Raw genomic sequence first — 16,871 nt, forward strand, 5'->3', positions numbered from 1 at the left:
AGCCTGAGTTCACATGGGATCAGCTCGTCGCTGACCAACGCAACAGGTTGCCGCGCTCGCCGAGAAGGAAGGCGTGCAATTGATTGCCGCTGTGATCAAACACGAAACGGTTGAAATTCGTGGGGGTCTGATTCGCTTCGGGATCCCGTTCCCAGCTGTCGCCGTTGTCACGACTCACCAGCAAGGTCCCATTGCCACCACCGGCCCAAATGGCGCCGTCATCGGACCAGGCCATATCCATATAGCCGTAGCCATTGGTGATCGGGATGATCGCCTTGCCCCAGTTCTCGTTATCAACGTCGTCTTCGTTAAACCGAATCTGAGCGCCTCGAGCCACCATCCACAACTTTCCGTCAGGTTGGTAGCCGATGCTTTGCAGGCGCTGACTGCTCACGCGTTGGTGCACTTGCCAAATGTCTTGACCTGGAGCCCACCCGGCGTAGAAGTTGCCAAGGCTGCTCACACTGACGTACCCGCCTTCAGGTCCGCGGCGCAAATCGCGAATCGCCCCTGCTGCGTCACTCACTTCCGCTTCCCAGCTTCCGCCTCCGTCGCTGGTGCGATACACGGCGCCAACATTGGTAGCCAGTTCGGCTGTGTTCGGTCCAAGGGCGGTAATCAAGTAGGGCTCTCCTGGAAGCTTGGTGTCAAGGAAAAGCCGAGTCCAGTTGTTGCCACCATCGGTGGTGTGCATCAGCAAGCCAGGCTGACCGGCAATCCAGCCATCGTCACCGTCGAAGGCGATGCTAATGAGGCGAAAATTCTCTTCTTCGGGAAGATCAAGACTGCGCTCATTCCAATTGGCGCCGCCATCATTCGTTTCAAGAATGAGTCTGTTACTGCCTACTAGGAAGCCATGGTCGGCACTCGTGAAGGCCACATCCAGGGGATTGCCTTTCGTGTTGAGGTCAATCGCTTGCCAAGGGCTGGATTGAGCCATTGGCAGACGCGTGGTGACACATCCGCCAAGTCCGAGGCCAATGCAGGCCACTAAAAAAAGGTTAAAAAGAGGGGTAAGCAGTTGCTTCATTGGGATCAGAGGTGGTCTCAGCGCAGTGAATAAAGGGAGAGAAAGAAAGCAAAGCCGAGGGCGAGGCCGCCAAAAATCAGCACATTTTTTTGCCCAGGAGTGAGGCGGTTAACACCGAGACCGAAATTAAGGTTTTCCTCAAATCCACTCGCTTTGGAGCGAGGTCCAATATCGGTGAAGGCTCCGACCCTGCTGCGGCAGACCGGACAACGGAATCCGATCGGGTCAAGATCTTCAAAAGCGGTGCCCACCACGATGCCCATCTTCTTGACACCTTCATTGGGGTCGTAAACGTATCCACAGCTTCGGCATTCGAACCGGTGGGTGCGTGGATCGGATGTCTCATTGTCTGCGCTGGCGCTTGCCTCTTCTTCGCTGGCTTCAGCTTCGATGGCTGCTTCGGCTTCCGTGGCTTCGGTGGGGATTAACTCCTCTGCGGGAGGGTCCACTTCAGCGGGAACTTCCGCTGTTGGGCTGATCTCGTCGCTCACCGCTCCTCCTCAAGGTGACAAGACTCTATCGGCGTTGGACCTTTCCACGACAGAGGTGGTCTGCGAATGCCAGACTGAGCTTCATGTAGGGGCTGCCTTGATGTTTGTGCTGCCGGGGTATGACGCATTTCTGGGATTTCTGCTGATTGCAGCAGCAGTGCCGGTCTTGGCGTTGGTGACCAACAAGTTTTTGGCTCCTCGCAGTCAGGCCGGAGAACGGGAGCTCACCTACGAATCCGGGATGGAGCCGATCGGTGGAGCTTGGATTCAATTCAATATTCGCTACTACATGTTTGCCCTTGTCTTCGTCATTTTTGATGTCGAGACGGTCTTCCTTTATCCCTGGGCTGTGGCCTTCCATCGTTTGGGCCTATTGGCATTCATCGAAGCCCTCGTTTTCATTACCATCCTTCTTGTGGCACTGGCCTATGCATGGCGCAAAGGCGCCCTCGAGTGGAGCTGATTGATGACCGACCCCATCACCATGACCTCAACCGGCGATAGCCCTTCGATCCAATCTCTTCGCGATCTTCGTGAGGCGAGTTGTGGGCCGGTTGGTGGTGCTGCAGAGGGCTCGCCCACTGTCACGAACGACCTGAGTGAAAACGTCATCCTGACGAGCTTGGATGACCTACACAATTGGGCACGTCTCAGCAGTCTTTGGCCATTGCTGTACGGGACGGCCTGTTGCTTTATCGAGTTTGCGGCTCTCCTTGGCTCGCGCTTCGACTTTGATCGATTCGGGCTTGTGCCTCGCAGTTCGCCAAGGCAAGCCGATCTCTTAATCGTTGCTGGCACGGTCACGATGAAAATGGGTCCGGCCTTGGTGCGCCTCTATGAGCAGATGCCAGAGCCGAAATATGTCATCGCGATGGGAGCTTGCACCATCACCGGTGGCATGTTCAGCGCTGACTCCACAACCGCTGTTCGTGGAGTCGATAAGTTGATCCCGGTGGATCTTTACCTTCCGGGATGTCCACCACGGCCTGAAGCGATTTTTGATGCGGTGATCAAGCTCCGTAAAAAGGTTGGCAATGAGTCGATCAGTGATCGCCGCCAGCTGAAGCAAACCCATCGGTATTGCACTGTCGATCACGCCATGGTTTCCGTTGAGCCGATCGTGACGGGTTCTTACTTGCGCGCTGAAACGCAGGTCGCAGCCCTGGCCCCTGGAGCTGGGGTCCCGATGCCTGCACCAGAGCAAACTGAGTCCGCTGAGCCCGTCTCCTCAGGTACGTCGTCATGAGTCCTAAGTCTCCCGAGAAGCAGTCGTCTGCTGATGTCCCGGTTGCAGCGTCTCCTCAGCCAGGGCCTGTGAGCCAGTGGCTGAACCAGCAAGGCTTTGACCACGATGCTTTGGATGCTGACCATCTCGGTGTCGAGCAAATCGGGGTTGAAGCTCTCTTCCTGCAAGTGATCGCTGCTGCTTTGAAAAGCAATGGTTTCGACTATTTGCAATGTCAGGGCGGATATGACGAGGGCCCAGGCGAGCGGCTCGTTTGCTTTTATCACTTTGTGGCGATGGCTGAGCTCATCGACGGCAAGAGAGACACCCTGCGTGAAGTGCGCCTCAAGGTGTTCCTCTCTCGGGAGGGAGAGCCCAGTCTTCCCAGCCTTTATGGCCTCTTCCGTGGCGCGGATTGGCAGGAGCGTGAAACCTTCGACATGTTTGGTATTCACTTCGAAGGTCATCCCCATCCCAAGCGTTTACTGATGCCTGAGGATTGGACGGGTTGGCCGCTGCGCAAGGACTATGTGCAACCCGACTTCTATGAAATGCAAGACGCTTACTAATTCAGGCGTTTTGGTTGTCACGCTTATGCCGCCGGTAAAAGCGCATCACTGCTAAGGCAAGACTGCGTGGATCGTGGCGGAGTGTTGCAGTGGGCCGACTCCCTTGAAGGGGGGCTTGCATCACGTCAAAGCCTTCTTGTTGGAGTTGCCTGCTATCGCAGATCACGGGTTCTGCACCCATCTTGCGGTAGTGAGCAAGAAGGGAAGACTCATTGATTGGTTCCTGGGCCAGCACGCAGTCGAACAATCGTTTGCTCACCCCTAGAGATGCCAATTGCGCTTCGATGGCGCGAAGGTGACCACTCACATCCAACCCATCCGTTTCGCCAGGCTGCGTCATCAGGTTGCAGATGTAGAGCCTGGGCGCGCGGCTGCGTTGAATGGCCGTGACTAATTCAGGCACCAGCAAGTTTGGGAGGAGGGAGGTGTACAGGCTTCCTGGCCCCAGCAAAATCAAATCAGCGTGGGAAATCGCTTCCAGTGCTCTGGGTAGTGCCGGTGGCTTCTCCGGCAGGCATCCCATCCGCACAATTGGGCTGCGTGCTTTGCCGATCGCCGATTCCCCTTCAATCCTGGTGCCGTCTTCGAGTTCAGCCCAGAGACGGACGTCGGCATTGGTGGCAGGTACCACCTGGCCTTGAACGGCGAGGACGCGACTTGAGGCTGTGATCGCTGTTTCCAGGCTTCCCGTAATCGCGCTGAGGGCGGACAGAAAGAGATTGCCAAAGCTGTGGCCTTCAAGACCGCTTCCTGCTGAGAAGCGGTATTGGAACAGACGGGTGAGTAAGGGCTCTTCTGTGGAGAGCGCAGCAAGACAGTTACGGATGTCGCCTGGAGGCAACACGCCAAGTTCGCGACGCAACACGCCGCTACTGCCTCCGTCATCGGCAACGGTCACGATCGCAGTGATATGGCTGCTGTAGCGCTTCAGTCCACTTAGCAACGTGGATAGGCCTGTCCCTCCCCCAATCGCCACAATGTTGGGCCCTCGATTGAGGCGACTTTTGGCACGCAGTGCATCGACTAACACCGTGTCTTTTTCCGGCGCTAGAGCTTGTTGGATCGAGCCAAAACTCTGGCTTTGCCCCCAGAGCAGCAGTCCGATCCCCAGCAACAGAACGAGAGGACCCGTGATCGCCCCCGGCAATACTCTGGTGATCCAGCCGAGAGCCTCTTGAATGACCCAGAGCATCCAATAGATCGGTTGCAGATCGGCCCAGACGGCAGCTCCTAAAAGGGCTAAGACCAATCCGATCCCCGAGGTCAACAGCCATCGCTTGACCACCAGTCCGGGTCGCAACCAGCTCATCGCCCTGCGGGAGCGCAGCATCAGCTCGCGCTGCCGTTCCGCCTGCATGGCTCGGAGTCGTTGACGATTTCCGCGGCGTGGAGGGCTGGTCAAAAGAGCTCGGGTGCGATGGCGTCAAATCCACCGATGTAGTTGAACTGTACGGAAGTTGAACCTGATCACCAACCTTTTGCGGCAATCCAGGCAGGATGAGTCAACTTTCAGCCATCAGCCCTTTGGTTAACGCGCGGGATTCCTCGTTCAAGCCCGTTGTTGAGATGAGAGCTCTCACGATGCAGTGGGGGGCCCATCCCGTGCTGGACGGGGTGAATCTATTGATGAAACCCGGAGAGAGAATTGCGGTTGTGGGGCCTTCAGGAGCGGGAAAATCCACGGTCTTGCGTCTGTTAGCTGGTTTGCAACTGCCCACCGCTGGTGAATTGAGGTTGTTTGATGAGCCTCAGCCTTACCTCCGCCTCGATCAGCGCCGCCCGCCGGATGTTCGGCTTGTGTTCCAGAACCCAGCACTGCTGGCGTCTTTAACGGTGGAGGAAAACGTTGGCTTTCTCTTGAACCGGCTCGGACGGATGGGGCCGGCCCAGGTTCGCGATCGTGTGATGGCCTGTTTGGATGCGGTGGGGCTCTATGAAGTCGCTGCTCTATATCCCGGCCAGCTCAGCGGAGGGATGCAGAAGCGAGTGAGCTTCGCTCGTGCCTTGATCGACGACCCAGACCGAGATGAAGAGGCGATGCCTCTCTTGTTATATGACGAGCCCACAGCAGGTCTCGACCCAGTCGCAGCCACGAGAATTGAAGATTTGATTGTGAAAACCACCACCGTGGCTCAGGGGTGTTCGGTGGTGGTGAGCCATGTGCACAGCACGATCGAACGCACGGCGGAGCGCATCGTGATGCTGTACGGCGGCCGGTTCCAATGGGACGGAACAGTGGACGATTACCGAACAACAAATAATCCCTACGTGGTTCAGTTCAGGACGGGTAATCTGCGCGGACCGATGCAGCCTGCTGAGCACTGAATTATGCGTAGGAGCGTCCGAGAGGGGATCGTTGGTTTTTCCGTAATTGCCGCAGTGGTTGCCTTTGCAGGCACCATGCTCTGGCTCAGAGGTGAGCGTGCCTTCTCGAAGAGTTGGAGCGTAACGGCTGATTTTCAGGATGCAGGGGGATTGGCGGTGCGTTCACCTGTCACTTACAGGGGAGTCATGGTGGGAAACGTGACGGACATCAAAGTCACGCCTCAGGCTGTGAGGGTGTCGATCGAGATCAATCAGGATGATCTTCAGTTAACGCTGCCTGTGCAAGCCACTGTGTCTTCCGCATCTCTGTTGGGAGGTGACTCTCAGGTGGCCTTGAACAGTGTTGGCCCGCCACTCAAGAAGGATGCGCCAATGCCCAAATCTCAACGCTGTAAGGGGCAGGGTGTGCTGTGTGATGGAGCAACCATTCAAGGCAGCGAATCCGCGAGCCTCGCATCCATCACCAACTCTTTCCAGGAGCTTTTAAATCAGGCAAAGACAGAACAGTTGGTTCCCAAGTTGGTTGGATCTACAGAACAGTTCGACGAAACGTTGCGGGATATTGAGCTGCTTGCTACTCAACTCAGAGAAGATTTAGCGAGGGCTGCTCCCACGATTTCGAACCTCAACGAAGCCACGTCTCAGGCGGCGAGTGCCAGCCGTCATATCAATGAAGTGGTGAGTGCTTTCAATACGCCAACAACGATTACTGATCTCAAGCAAACGGTGAGCAATGCCCGCTCGTTGACGGCAACATTTGATGAGGTGGGTGGTGATGTTGAGAAACTCACGGCAGACCCCCAATTCATGGCGGCTGTGCGCAGCGTCACGATTGGTTTAGGGCAGTTTTTCAACGAGCTTTATCCCGCCAGTACCCTGGACGAGACCAAGCCTTAAACCGCGTTCAGAGCATCCATGGCCACTGCGGCAATCGCCTGATCGCTCGCTTTTGGCAGCTGTACATATTTGCCCCCAGCGGCCTCGGCGAGATCTTTGCCCATGCCGCTTCCGATGAATTTGCGCTCAGTGTCGATCACCAGCAGTTTGAGGCCAAGCATTCGATAGCGGCTGGCTACATCCAGCACTTCTTGCTTTAAGTCGGGCTTGTCCTCTCCCTCCAGTACCGGTTGACCAAGAGAGGTGCTGAGGGGAACATTGCCTCGCCCATCCGTGATCGCGACCACCACCACTTGGCCGAGATCTCCTGTTGCTAAAGCGTTGGCACCAACCCGTGCGGCTTGAGTGAGGCCGTGGGCTAGCGGTGAGCCTCCGCCGCAGGGCATCGATTCCAGGCGTCGACGTGCGGCTGTGATCGAGCGGGTGGGGGGCAGCAGCACTTCAGCTTGATCGCCTCGGAAGGGGATGAGTGCCACCTCGTCTCGGTTTTCGTAGGCCTCGGTGAGGAGTCGGATCACGGCCCCTTTGGCGCTCTGCATCCGGTTCAGAGCCATCGAACCACTGGCGTCCACCAGAAAGATCACCAGGGCACCGGCCTGGCGTTGGAGCAGCTTGGCGCGGAGGTCTGATTCTTCAACGATGACAACGCGATCAGGCTGCCGCGCTCGGCGCGCCTTTTGATAAGGAGCTGCAGCGCGCAAGGTGGCGTCAACGGCGATGCGGCGCTCCGGGCCACGGGGCAGTATTGGTTTCACATAACGGCCGCGGCTGTCACTGAGCACGACGGAGCGGCTGCCGCTATTGCCGCTTTTGCTCTTGGCGGCGTTAAACAGCAGTAGATCGGGATCAATCGCCACGGCTTCTGGATCAAGCATGAATTCTTCCGGCACCGACGGTGGCGCCTGCTCCTCAGGGGAGTCGTCTTCATCTTCATCACTGCTGTCTTCACTCTCCTGCTCCTCGCTGTCCTGCTGGTCCTCGTCTCCGGAGCCCTCAGGTGGTGGCGGTGGCTCTTGGTCTTGGGGTGGCTGTTGGTCTTGGGGTGGTGGCGGCTCCATCTGTTGATCAGGTGGGGGTATTTGCGATGCGCGTGGGGCGATCACCAAGGCAACGGCCACTTGCAAGTCTTCGGCTTCCACCTGGTCGCGCCCGCTGAGGGCGGCATGGGCTTTGGCGGCACGTACGGCATAGAGCTCGGAGCGATGCCCTTCCACGCCACCGCGAATCGCCTCTGTCACCAGATATTCGATCTGTTCGCTGCTGACCTTCACATCCGGTAGCCATTGCCGCGCCAGGAGCAGTTGGGTGGCGAGCGCGTCGGTTTCTTCGCTCCACTTCTCTGAGAAGCTCCGGCTGCACTGACCGTGGGCCAGTACCGCGTTGGTGATCTCCACCCGTTGCTCAGTGCTAACGATTTGATTGGCGGACAAGACGATCGCAAAGCGATCGAGCAGGTGATCTCGAATCGCCCCTTCTTCGGGGTTGTACGTGGCAATCAGCAGGGGCCGGCAGGGGTGGCTCAGGCTGAGCCCCTCCCGTTCCACCTGGTTTTCGCCGCTGCCAACGGCGGCGAGAAGAAGATTGATGATCCCGTCATCGAGAAGGTTCAGCTCATCCACGTAGAGCACGCCGCGGTGTGCTTCTGCCAGTAATCCCGGCTGGAAAACTGGAGAACCACTGGCCAAGGAGGCGGTGACATCAACGGAGCCCACCAGGCGATCTTCCGTAACGCCAAGGGGGATCTGGATGAACGGGGCTGGAATCACCGTTGTGGGTGGATCTTGAGGCCGTTCGCCCCAATCCTGGGCACTTTGGGGGTCGAGGTTGCGTCCCGGCAGCTTGGTCTCTCCAGCCGCATCAAGGTCAACGATGTCAATCGGAGGGAGCAGGGCATGCAAGCCTCGAGCCAGCACCGACTTTCCTGTTCCCCGCCCGCCAGCAATGATCACGCCGCCTAAGCCGGGATCCACCGCTGCTAAAAGCAGAGCCAGTTTGAGAGTGCCGTGGCCGGTGATTGCCGCCAGCGGAAACGATCGGCTGGCTTGATCCAGCGCCGCTGTGCTGATGACTCCGTTTGATGTCACCCCGCTTGCAACCATGGATGCGCCTTGACTCCACCTGTGAGAAACAGTCTCGCTGATCAGACCTACAGCCTTGCTGTAGCCCTCGGTGCCAATCAGGCAGGCCCTGCTGGTTCTCCCCTGCAGACCCTCATGGCCGTAAGGCCTTTGCTGGAGGGTGTGCTGGGCAGTTGGGTTCAGTTGATGCAAGGGAGCAACCCAGGGACAATGACCCCGAATGGCGCCTCTTCAGCACTGACGTTGTCGTGGTCTCCGTTGCAGCAGACCGATCCTGTCGGTGGACCGCGCGATCAGCCTTCTTATCTCAATGCCGTTCTGCTGGTGAAGGGGCTGGAGGCCCAACCTGAACTGGCCGCTGCATTGCATTTGCTGGATGCACTGCAACAGTTGGAGCAATCGTTTGGGCGCAACCGTTCTCAAGAAGAACGCTGGGGTCCGCGGCCACTTGACCTGGATCTGTTGTTTTGGGGCGAGTTGCGTGTCGATCACCCGCGATTAACGCTGCCGCATCCTCGCTTGCATTTGCGCTGTTTTGTGATGGAGCCACTGCTGGCGGCCATGCAGGCTTCAACGCCCTGGCGGAGCTGAGGGCTGAGCGCACGGCTGTGGACCTGAACCCGTCATGCTGGTTTAACGATTGCTCCTCTTGCATGGCACCGCTGCCCGCGCCTGAGCCCTCCAAGGTGTTGGAGACCCTCGAGACCATGGATGCGCGCAAGATTCGCTTTGAGCGCAAGAGCATCCGCCTGCCGATGGGGGTGGAAGGAACGTTTGGGATCATTCGCCACCCCGGGGCGTCCTTGGCGGTTCCGATCACCGCTGACGGCCAGGTGGTGATTTTGCGCCAATACCGTTTTGCAGTGCAGGCACGTCTCCTTGAGTTTCCTGCAGGCACCCTTGAAAAGGGAGAAGATCCGTTGGAATCGATGCAGCGCGAGCTTGGAGAAGAAGCTGGATATAGCGCTGCCCGTTGGGATCCACTCGGACCGATGTTGCCTTGTCCTGGCTACTCCGACGAAGTGATTCATTGCTTTCTGGCGCGGGAGCTCACGCGTTTGGAGCATCCACCAGCTGGCGATGAGGATGAGGATCTGGAGGTGATCTTGATGCCTCCGTCCGAGCTGGATGCCCGTCTGGCGTCCGGTGATGAATGGCTGGATGGCAAGAGTGTCACCGCCTGGTTCCGTGCCAAGCAACTGCTGGGTCTCTGATGGCAGCGTCTCGCGTTTTGTTTTGGCATCGCCGCGACCTGCGCTTGGCCGACAATCTCGGCCTGCAGGCGGCTGTGGCGATCAGCCCAGCGGTAACGGGCGTGTATGTGCTGGACCCAGCGCTGATTCACCCCCCGGAGTCGCTGCCACCGATGGCTCCGGCTCGCCTTTGGTTCCTTGTGGAAACCCTGCGCGAACTCCAGCAGCGCTGGCTGGAAGCTGGGAGTCGTTTGCTGGTGGTGGCTGGCGAACCGGTGCAGTTGTTGCCGCGGCTGGCGTCGCTGCTTGAGGTGCCGGTGGTGGTGTGGAGCCGTGATGTGGAGCCCTATGCACGGGAACGCGACCGTCAGGTGGCCAAAGCCCTGCAAGCGGATGGGCGCCAGGTGTTGGTGGACTGGGATCAGCTGTTGCTGGCACCAGATCTGATCAAAACCGGTGGAGGTGATCCTTATCGGGTGTATGGACCTTTTTTGCGCAATTGGCGCGGACAGGTGGAGCGCAGTGCGCCAAGCACGGTGGACGCTCCCAAGCCCAAGGCCTTAATCGATCTGGAGGCCGAGACGCTGGAGGCCGTCAGTGGCGGTGAGGGCACTCTCGGCCGCTTGTGCGCTGAGGGTCAGCTGCAACTGGAGCAGCTGCTGGTTGAACATGGTTTTTGTGGCATGGATCTCTGCCCCAGCCGCCCAGGAGAGGCCGCGGCTGCTGAGCAGCTGGCCACTTTTGCTGACGAAGCATTGCTGGCCTATGAACCCGATCGCAATTTTCCCGGGATACCAGGAACCTCGTATCTCAGTGCGGGCCTGAGTGTGGGCACGGTTAGCCCTCGCCAAGCCTGGTGTGCTGCCCAAGGAGCCAAGGAGATGGCTCGCAGCGATGAGCAACGGCAGGCGATCACGGTGTGGGAACAGGAACTCTGCTGGCGTGAGTTTTACCAGCAGGCCTTGTTCCATTTCCCTGAGCTAGCGGATGGGCCTTACCGCGAGCAATGGCGGCGTTTCCCTTGGGAGAACAACAACGACTGGTTTGAGGCTTGGAAGCAGGGGCAAACGGGAATGCCGATCATCGACGCAGCGATGCGACAGCTCAACCAAAGCGGCTGGATGCACAACCGTTGCCGCATGATCGTGGCCTCCTTTCTTGTGAAGGATTTGATCTGTGATTGGCGCTGGGGCGAGCGCGCCTTCATGGAGCTGGAGGTGGATGGAGATTTGGCTGCCAACAACGGCGGCTGGCAATGGAGCGCTAGCAGTGGCATGGATCCCAAGCCGTTGCGGATCTTCAATCCGGCCACGCAGGCTTCAAAATTTGACGCCGAAGGCGAGTACATCCGTGAATGGGTGCCTGAATTGCGGCACGTCAACACCAAGGATTTGATCAGTGGTGAGATCGCTGCTTTAGAGCGCAGGGGCTATCCGGAGTTGCTGATCAATCACAAGGTGCAGCAGGCCAAGTTCAAAGCCCTCTACGCCACCATCCGCTCTTGACTCTGAGCAACGAGTTGTTCGCGCAATACCGCGATCACGCGTTCCTGTTGTTCAGGCGTTAATTCCGGAAAAATCGGCAGACTCAGCACCTCGCTGCACAGTTGATCTGTGATGGGAAGCTTGTCCTCAGCGTGCTTTTGGTCGTCGTAAGCCGGCTGGCGATGGATGGGGATGGGGTAGTAAATGATCGTGTTTACGCCTTGCTCTTGAAGGCTTTGCTTGAGCCAGTCCCGGCAACGGCTGGTGGGCAGGCCCAAGGGGCTGGCTACTTCCGAGCAGGTTCCACCGCACGAGGGCTGATGGTCTGGGCATAGACGCACGCGCACCACAAACTGGTTCCAACCATGGCCAACGCTTGCCTCAGCCGCGGAATCGGGCAGCTGAATGCCGGGGAGGTCTTGAAGAGCGTCGAGGTAGCGCTTGGCAATCGCTGCACGCTTCTCGACCCATTCGTTGAGGTGAGGCAGTTTGACGTTAAGAACAGCGGCCTGAATGGAATCCAGGCGGCTGTTATATCCCAAGGCGGTGTGAAGGTAGCGGCGGGGCATGCCGTGTACCGCGAGTTCACGCATGCGTTGCGCCAAATCATCGTCTTGGCAGGTCATGGCGCCGCCATCACCAGCAGCTCCAAGATTTTTCGTGGGGAAGAAGCTGAAGCAGCCCACATCCCCCCAACTGCCAACGGGTTTGGAGTCCCAGCTGGCCCCGGTGGCCTGCGCGCAGTCCTCCACGACCTTGAGCCCATGCCGCTGGGCGATGTCCGTGATGCGGGCCATGTTCACCGGACGGCCAAACAGGTGGACGGGTAGGAGCACCTTGGTGGCGGGTGTGATCGCGGCTTCAATCAGATTGAGGTCGATCAGATAGGTCACAGGGTCCACGTCCACGAACACTGGCGTCGCTCCCACGGCACTGATTGCTTCAGCCGTTGCGAAGAAGCTGAAGGATGCGGTGATCACCTCATCGCCAGAGCCGATGCCAAGGCCTCGTAACGCCAGGACCAAGGCATCTGTCCCGCTGTTGCAACCCACGGCATGGCGACAGTTCACGCTTGCTGCAAACGCGTCCTCAAATGTTTTGATCTCGGCGCCACCGATGTATTGCCCACTTCGCAACACCCGCAAGACGGCATCATCGAGCTCCGATCCGAGGTCGGCAAGCTGATCTGTGAGGCTGAACGGAGGCACCTGCATGGCGGGCACCTTAAGTCGATTGACCGAACCATGGCGGTTCTTGGCCCGGGTTCCACTTGATGTTGCAGCCCACCGAAGGCAGCTGCGTCTCGCTCACAGGGATTCCAGCCAAGATGTTTTTGAGGGCAGCCCGTAGGTCAGCTCCGTCGAGAGGCTGGTGATTCCCTGGCCGACTCGTATCGAGTTGGCCTCGATAACGAAGGGTTTGCGTGCCATCGACATCGGGTGCGAAGGCATAGAACTCAGGGGTGCAGGCGCCCCGCAGGGCTTTCGCCAGCGTTTGCTGCTCATCCAGGAGATAGGGGAAGCGCCAACCCTGCTGATCAGCTTGTTGACGCAGCCCATCACGACCGTCTTGCGGATGGGTGATGAGGCTATTGCTGGAGATGGCGAGCAGGGTCATCTGGTCTCCGAAATCCGCCTCCAAACGGCTGATCTCTGGCTCCACATGTTTCACGAATGGGCAATGAGCACAGAGCAGCATCACCAGCAGAGGGCGCCCTGGCAGATCACCGCTACTCATCACATCATCCAGCGAGGACCAGGGCGCATCACCCGACACCAAGGGCAGTGAAAATTGAGGGAGTGGATGCTGAAGGGGAAGCATCGTGGATGGTGTCAGGACCATGGCCTCAAGCGATGGTGGATCTCGCCATCCTGGGCCGGCCAGAATGACCTGTCAAAGAGGGATCGAGTTGATGGAGCGGGTGCTGACAATGGTGGTCATGGCAGGACTGTTGAGCGCCTGCGCGCAGAAGAAAGCAACCACCTGGAAAATCTTTCCGCTGCAGCGCAACACTCCCCATGACGGACTCGCTGTCGTCAGTCAACCCGATGGCTATGGGGTTCACCTCTACTTAGAAACCGATACCAGCGATCCAGCCGTCTGTGCACCGCGCTGGCTTCCAGACCCGGCGCGATTATTCAATGGCAACGGCAGTGCTCCATTTAGTTCGGGCTTGGCGCCCCGCTCAGAGTTTTTTGCCGCAGTGAATCGGAGAGAGGTTCGCAATACCTTGAAGCAGGAGCTAGAGGCGTTGTGCAAGCTCCGAGCTCCTCAGGCGCGTTGGCAATGGCTTGAACCACCGTTGAAGCCATCAGAGCTGACGCCTGTAAGCCTTCCGGCCTTGGAATACCCAGACCTTCTTACCGATCCTGTTGAGGAAAAAGAGCGTGAGGACAAGCTTTTGAAGGAGAACTAAAACCCCTTCCAGACCACAGTTTCGGCCTCTCGCCAGTAGCGGCTAAAGCGGCCCAGTCGCGGAGGTTTGGGTAAGTTCACAAAAGGATCGGGATCGAGCATCCAGAGAGGAAGCTCCCGATCAATAGCCGCAGCAATGCGTTGGAGGCGGGGATCCACCATGGTGCTGGTGACCACAGCGTCGGCTCCGTGGCGTTGGGCGAAACGCAGCACCTCATGCGCCACATCACCTCGGCGCAGGGTGAGCGGAAGGCTCAAAGCGGATTCGTACAAAAAACCGATGCGTTTACGGCTGATGGATTGGTCTTGAATCCAGGCGTCGTCGAAGACGAACAGTCCTGGTGTGTTGGGGTAGTCCTGAAGCGCGGGGTTGGCGGGTCCCAGGGCTTCTTCATGCACCCAGAGGATTGGTTTGCGGGAGTCCATTAAAAGCGCTGGGTACTGGGCTTTGAGTTGGGGCGTTGACTTGACCGTGAGCTGGACCGGGATGAGCGCCTTGTGGTCCCCTCACGGATGGCGGGCTGAACCTTGAACAGCTGTTGTTCCAACTGTTCGTAACTCAGGTCAAAGGGGCAGGATTCGTGGCTTGGACACTCCTGGCAATACCGCCCGTTGCTGTAGCGCTCAAGGTTTTGGCGATTGAAGAAGTAGGGCTTGTGACTGAAGCTGCTGGCCACCCACTGCCAGCTGAGGTGGTTGCTGGCGGGGTCGCCATCCAGAAGGTGCTCGAGGAACCAGTCAGCCCCCGCACGCCAGTGCACCCGTCTCCAGTGCACGTGGTAGGCCGCCATCCACATCCGCGCGTGGTTATGCAGCCATCCCTGGGTAACCAGCTCGTTCCTGAAGCCATCCATGCAGGCCAGTTGTGTGCGTCCCTCCCGGATGTCATCGGGGAGATCCTGCTGATACTCACTGGCGGCATGGCCAGTTTTGTGATCTTCCTGATCGTCATGAATGCGATCGCCGAGATCGAGCCACATCCGCTGCCAGAAATCGCGCCATCCCAGCTCGTTGATCAGTTTTCCGCCCGCATCTCTTCCTTGGTTGCTGTGTTTCAGCTGTGAGAAGACGGCATCTCGCACTTCCGCAAGCGTGAGAATTCCGTGGCGGATGTAGGGCGAGAGGCGTGTGACCGAGCCATTCAGATGGTTGCGACTGCGGCCGTAGCGCTTGGCATCCATCGCATTGAGCTGCTGCTCAGCCGCCGCTCGACCGCCTGGGATCGGACTGAGCTCCCCGGACGCGTTTGGAAACTGTTGCGCTAACAGGGCATTCAGCGCCTTGCGCTCAGGAAGATCTCGGGGCAGATCTGTGGATTCGCTCGGCCAACTGAGCGGCGCAGCGTGCGGCAGCCTGGACACCGGTGCATGTCAAAAAAACGCATCACCATGCTGACGATGTGTCGTTGTGAGCGTGAGTGCCCCGGCATGGGAGAGAATCGCTCGAATCAACCATTCCGGGATGCGGCCTGATGCTTCTTGATCTCACTGGTAAGAAGATCCTTGTTACTGGCATCGCCAACAATCGCTCCATTGCCTGGGGCATCGCGCAACAGCTCGCGGCGGCTGGGGCCGAGCTCGGGATCACCTATCTGCCTGATGAGAAGGGCCGATTTGAAACCAAGGTTCGTGAGCTCACGGCTCCATTAGAGCCCTCGTTGTTTTTGCCTCTGAATGTTCAGGATGCCGCTCAGATGGAGTCGGTATTCGCTGAAATCAAAGACAAGTGGGGGCAGCTGGATGGTCTCGTGCATTGTTTGGCGTTTGCGGGAAAGGAAGAACTGGTGGGCGACTTCAGTGCCACCACGGCTGAGGGCTTTGCCCGTGCCTTAGAGATCAGCGCCTACTCCCTTGCTCCTCTCTGTCGTCACGCCAAGCCGTTGTTCAGTGAGAAAGCGGGTGTGGTGACCTTGACCTACCTCGGCGCTGAGCGGGCGATCCCCAATTACAACGTGATGGGTGTGGCCAAGGCGGCTCTGGAAGCCTCCGTTCGCTATCTCTCAGCTGAGCTTGGACCCGAAAAGCAGGTGCGCGTGAATGCGATCAGTGCTGGTCCGATCCGCACGCTGGCGAGTTCTGCGATCGGAGGGATCCTCGACATGATCCACAACGTGGAGGAGAAGGCACCACTGCGCCGCACGGTCACTCAAAACGAAGTCGGAAACACTGCTGCGTTCTTGCTCAGTGATTTGTCGAGTGGCATCTCTGGCCAAACCATTTATGTGGATGCTGGTTACTGCATCAATGGCATGTGATTCGGCCGCGCGGATGTCTTGATTATCTGCAGCTCTCCTGGTGGTTGATGAAACGCCAGGGGAGGAGCTTGCTGCTCGCAACGTTGTTGTGCGTGCTCAGCCTCCCTGTGAACGTAACGGTTGCGAGAACGTTGCTTCCGGAAACCTTGGTGCAGGTTCTTGGCTTGCTTCTCAGCCTTTTCCTTGGTTTCCGTTACAGCCAGGCCTACAACCGCTGGTGGGAAGCGCGTGTGCTCTGGGGGGCGTTGGTGAATGAAAGTCGCAACTGGCGTGATTTGCTCACGCGTGTTTTACCCAGCCAGTTGCCGCTGTCATTGAGGCGTCGTCTTCTGCAGCAGGTGGTGCTGCTGATGTGGTGCCTAAATGCTGAGTTGCGCGGCTTTGATCGTGAAGCGACAGTGCTGGCTCCACAAGCCCAGGCGCTCGCTCTGAAGCTTGGATTCAAAAATCCATGCGTTCAACGTTTGCTTCAGCACATGGCAAAGGAGCAGTACAAGCTGCATCAGGACGGTTGGCTCGACAACGTTGAAAGCCGTGAGTTTGGACGCGTGCAGCAGGAAATCACGAATGCCCTTGGTGGTTTGGAACGGATCCGTCACCAGCCCCTTCCAGCGTCCTCAACGTTTTTCATCCGGGCCTTGACATGGGTGTACGGCTATTTGGTGTTTCTCAAGCTTGATGCCATTGGCCCCACCACTACAGCGCTCGTGGGCTGGCTGGTGTTTCTCGTTTTTCTGATGGCGGAGCGGATCGGCACCTTCCTGGAGCATCCGTTTGTTGATGCCCGCTTCGCCTTGCCAATGGATCGATTTTGTGACCTGATCAGCTTCGATCTTCTGGGGGCCTCCGATCCACTCGACCCCCTGGCTCAACCTTGCCCCACCAAGGGGCCCTGGCTGCGCTGAACGTG

Annotated in this window: 19 protein-coding genes; 11 read left to right on the forward strand and 8 right to left on the reverse strand. The window is 58.2% G+C overall.

The genetic code is table 11. The features are described 5' to 3' along the window. Positions 1–19: 19 nt before the first annotated feature. Positions 20–1,030, reverse strand: a complete 1,011-nt coding sequence (locus tag SynSYN20_RS01410; RefSeq protein ID WP_186524438.1) for a photosynthesis system II assembly factor Ycf48 — start codon at positions 1,028–1,030, stop codon at positions 20–22. Positions 1,031–1,047: 17 nt separating this feature from the next. Beyond that, the gene (locus SynSYN20_RS01415; protein ID WP_186524439.1) at positions 1,048–1,521 is read right to left on the reverse strand and encodes a rubredoxin; all 474 of its coding nucleotides are present in this window, start codon (positions 1,519–1,521) and stop codon (positions 1,048–1,050) included. Between the two features lie 100 nt (positions 1,522–1,621). Here SynSYN20_RS01415 and SynSYN20_RS01420 point away from each other — a divergent pair, with 100 nt between their 5' ends. Genes SynSYN20_RS01420 through SynSYN20_RS01430 form a run of 3 tightly spaced genes read left to right on the forward strand, consistent with a single transcriptional unit; the run spans position 1,622 to position 3,315 of the window. Then, on the forward strand, positions 1,622–1,984 hold the full coding sequence (locus SynSYN20_RS01420) for an NAD(P)H-quinone oxidoreductase subunit 3 (protein ID WP_186525368.1): 363 nt from the start codon (positions 1,622–1,624) through the stop codon (positions 1,982–1,984). Between the two features lie 3 nt (positions 1,985–1,987). Further along, on the forward strand, positions 1,988–2,767 hold the full coding sequence (gene nuoB / locus SynSYN20_RS01425) for an NADH-quinone oxidoreductase subunit NuoB (protein ID WP_186524440.1): 780 nt from the start codon (positions 1,988–1,990) through the stop codon (positions 2,765–2,767). Further along, complete coding sequence (locus tag SynSYN20_RS01430; RefSeq protein ID WP_186524441.1) at positions 2,764–3,315, forward strand: NAD(P)H-quinone oxidoreductase subunit J; 552 nt, start codon at positions 2,764–2,766, stop codon at positions 3,313–3,315. The genes nuoB and SynSYN20_RS01430 overlap by 4 nt, the downstream gene beginning before the upstream one ends. 1 nt (position 3,316) lies before the next feature. Here the strand turns inward: SynSYN20_RS01430 and yvcK are convergent, their stop codons facing one another. Beyond that, a complete protein-coding gene (gene yvcK, locus SynSYN20_RS01435) occupies positions 3,317–4,672 on the reverse strand; it encodes a gluconeogenesis factor YvcK family protein (protein WP_186525369.1) in 1,356 nt (451 codons plus the stop codon). Between the two features lie 140 nt (positions 4,673–4,812). Here yvcK and SynSYN20_RS01440 point away from each other — a divergent pair, with 140 nt between their 5' ends. Both SynSYN20_RS01440 and SynSYN20_RS01445 read left to right on the forward strand, forming a co-directional pair. Then, complete coding sequence (locus tag SynSYN20_RS01440; protein WP_186524442.1) at positions 4,813–5,640, forward strand: ABC transporter ATP-binding protein; 828 nt, start codon at positions 4,813–4,815, stop codon at positions 5,638–5,640. A gap of 3 nt (positions 5,641–5,643) precedes the next feature. Further along, on the forward strand, positions 5,644–6,537 hold the full coding sequence (locus SynSYN20_RS01445; RefSeq protein WP_186524443.1) for an MlaD family protein: 894 nt from the start codon (positions 5,644–5,646) through the stop codon (positions 6,535–6,537). Here SynSYN20_RS01445 and bchD read toward each other — a convergent pair. After that, a complete protein-coding gene (bchD, locus tag SynSYN20_RS01450; protein WP_186524444.1) occupies positions 6,534–8,636 on the reverse strand; it encodes a magnesium chelatase ATPase subunit D in 2,103 nt (700 codons plus the stop codon). The genes SynSYN20_RS01445 and bchD overlap by 4 nt on opposite strands. 21 nt (positions 8,637–8,657) lie before the next feature. On the opposite strand from bchD, the gene folK reads away from it, so the two are divergent. The 3 genes from folK to SynSYN20_RS01465 all read left to right on the forward strand — a co-directional run bounded on the left by folK (position 8,658) and on the right by SynSYN20_RS01465 (position 11,313). After that, positions 8,658–9,206: a 2-amino-4-hydroxy-6-hydroxymethyldihydropteridine diphosphokinase gene (gene folK / locus SynSYN20_RS01455; protein WP_186525370.1), complete on the forward strand. Its 549-nt coding sequence runs from the start codon at positions 8,658–8,660 to the stop codon at positions 9,204–9,206. A gap of 62 nt (positions 9,207–9,268) precedes the next feature. Next, positions 9,269–9,829, forward strand: a complete 561-nt coding sequence (locus SynSYN20_RS01460; protein ID WP_186524445.1) for an NUDIX hydrolase — start codon at positions 9,269–9,271, stop codon at positions 9,827–9,829. Beyond that, positions 9,829–11,313, forward strand: a complete 1,485-nt coding sequence (locus SynSYN20_RS01465) for an FAD-binding domain-containing protein (RefSeq protein ID WP_186524446.1) — start codon at positions 9,829–9,831, stop codon at positions 11,311–11,313. The genes SynSYN20_RS01460 and SynSYN20_RS01465 overlap by 1 nt, the downstream gene beginning before the upstream one ends. Here the strand turns inward: SynSYN20_RS01465 and SynSYN20_RS01470 are convergent. Both SynSYN20_RS01470 and SynSYN20_RS01475 read right to left on the reverse strand, forming a co-directional pair. Continuing rightward, positions 11,292–12,506 (reverse strand): DegT/DnrJ/EryC1/StrS aminotransferase family protein, encoded by a 1,215-nt coding sequence (locus SynSYN20_RS01470; protein WP_186525371.1) that lies wholly within the window; start codon positions 12,504–12,506, stop codon positions 11,292–11,294. The two genes, SynSYN20_RS01465 and SynSYN20_RS01470, sit on opposite strands and share 22 nt — an antisense overlap. Before the next feature lie 10 nt (positions 12,507–12,516). Beyond that, complete coding sequence (locus SynSYN20_RS01475; protein ID WP_186524447.1) at positions 12,517–13,134, reverse strand: thioredoxin family protein; 618 nt, start codon at positions 13,132–13,134, stop codon at positions 12,517–12,519. Positions 13,135–13,177: 43 nt separating this feature from the next. On the opposite strand from SynSYN20_RS01475, the gene SynSYN20_RS01480 reads away from it, so the two are divergent. Next, complete coding sequence (locus tag SynSYN20_RS01480; protein WP_186525372.1) at positions 13,178–13,708, forward strand: hypothetical protein; 531 nt, start codon at positions 13,178–13,180, stop codon at positions 13,706–13,708. Here SynSYN20_RS01480 and SynSYN20_RS01485 read toward each other — a convergent pair. Both SynSYN20_RS01485 and SynSYN20_RS01490 read right to left on the reverse strand, forming a co-directional pair. Continuing rightward, positions 13,705–14,133: a hypothetical protein gene (locus SynSYN20_RS01485; RefSeq protein WP_186524448.1), complete on the reverse strand. Its 429-nt coding sequence runs from the start codon at positions 14,131–14,133 to the stop codon at positions 13,705–13,707. The genes SynSYN20_RS01480 and SynSYN20_RS01485 overlap by 4 nt on opposite strands. Continuing rightward, positions 14,133–15,068 (reverse strand): FAD-binding domain-containing protein, encoded by a 936-nt coding sequence (locus SynSYN20_RS01490; protein ID WP_186524449.1) that lies wholly within the window; start codon positions 15,066–15,068, stop codon positions 14,133–14,135. The genes SynSYN20_RS01485 and SynSYN20_RS01490 overlap by 1 nt, the downstream gene beginning before the upstream one ends. Positions 15,069–15,178: 110 nt before the next feature. On the opposite strand from SynSYN20_RS01490, the gene fabI reads away from it, so the two are divergent. Together fabI and SynSYN20_RS01500 are read left to right on the forward strand one after the other, a co-directional pair. Next, on the forward strand, positions 15,179–15,961 hold the full coding sequence (fabI, locus tag SynSYN20_RS01495) for an enoyl-ACP reductase FabI (protein WP_186524450.1): 783 nt from the start codon (positions 15,179–15,181) through the stop codon (positions 15,959–15,961). A 47-nt stretch (positions 15,962–16,008) separates the two neighbouring features. Further along, positions 16,009–16,866, forward strand: coding sequence for a bestrophin family ion channel (locus SynSYN20_RS01500; RefSeq protein WP_186524451.1), 858 nt, complete (start codon positions 16,009–16,011; stop codon positions 16,864–16,866). Positions 16,867–16,871 lie beyond the last annotated feature (5 nt).

Origin of the sequence: Synechococcus sp. SYN20 (assembly GCF_014279555.1) — a bacterium.
Taxonomy (GTDB): Bacteria; Cyanobacteriota; Cyanobacteriia; order PCC-6307; family Cyanobiaceae; genus Synechococcus_C.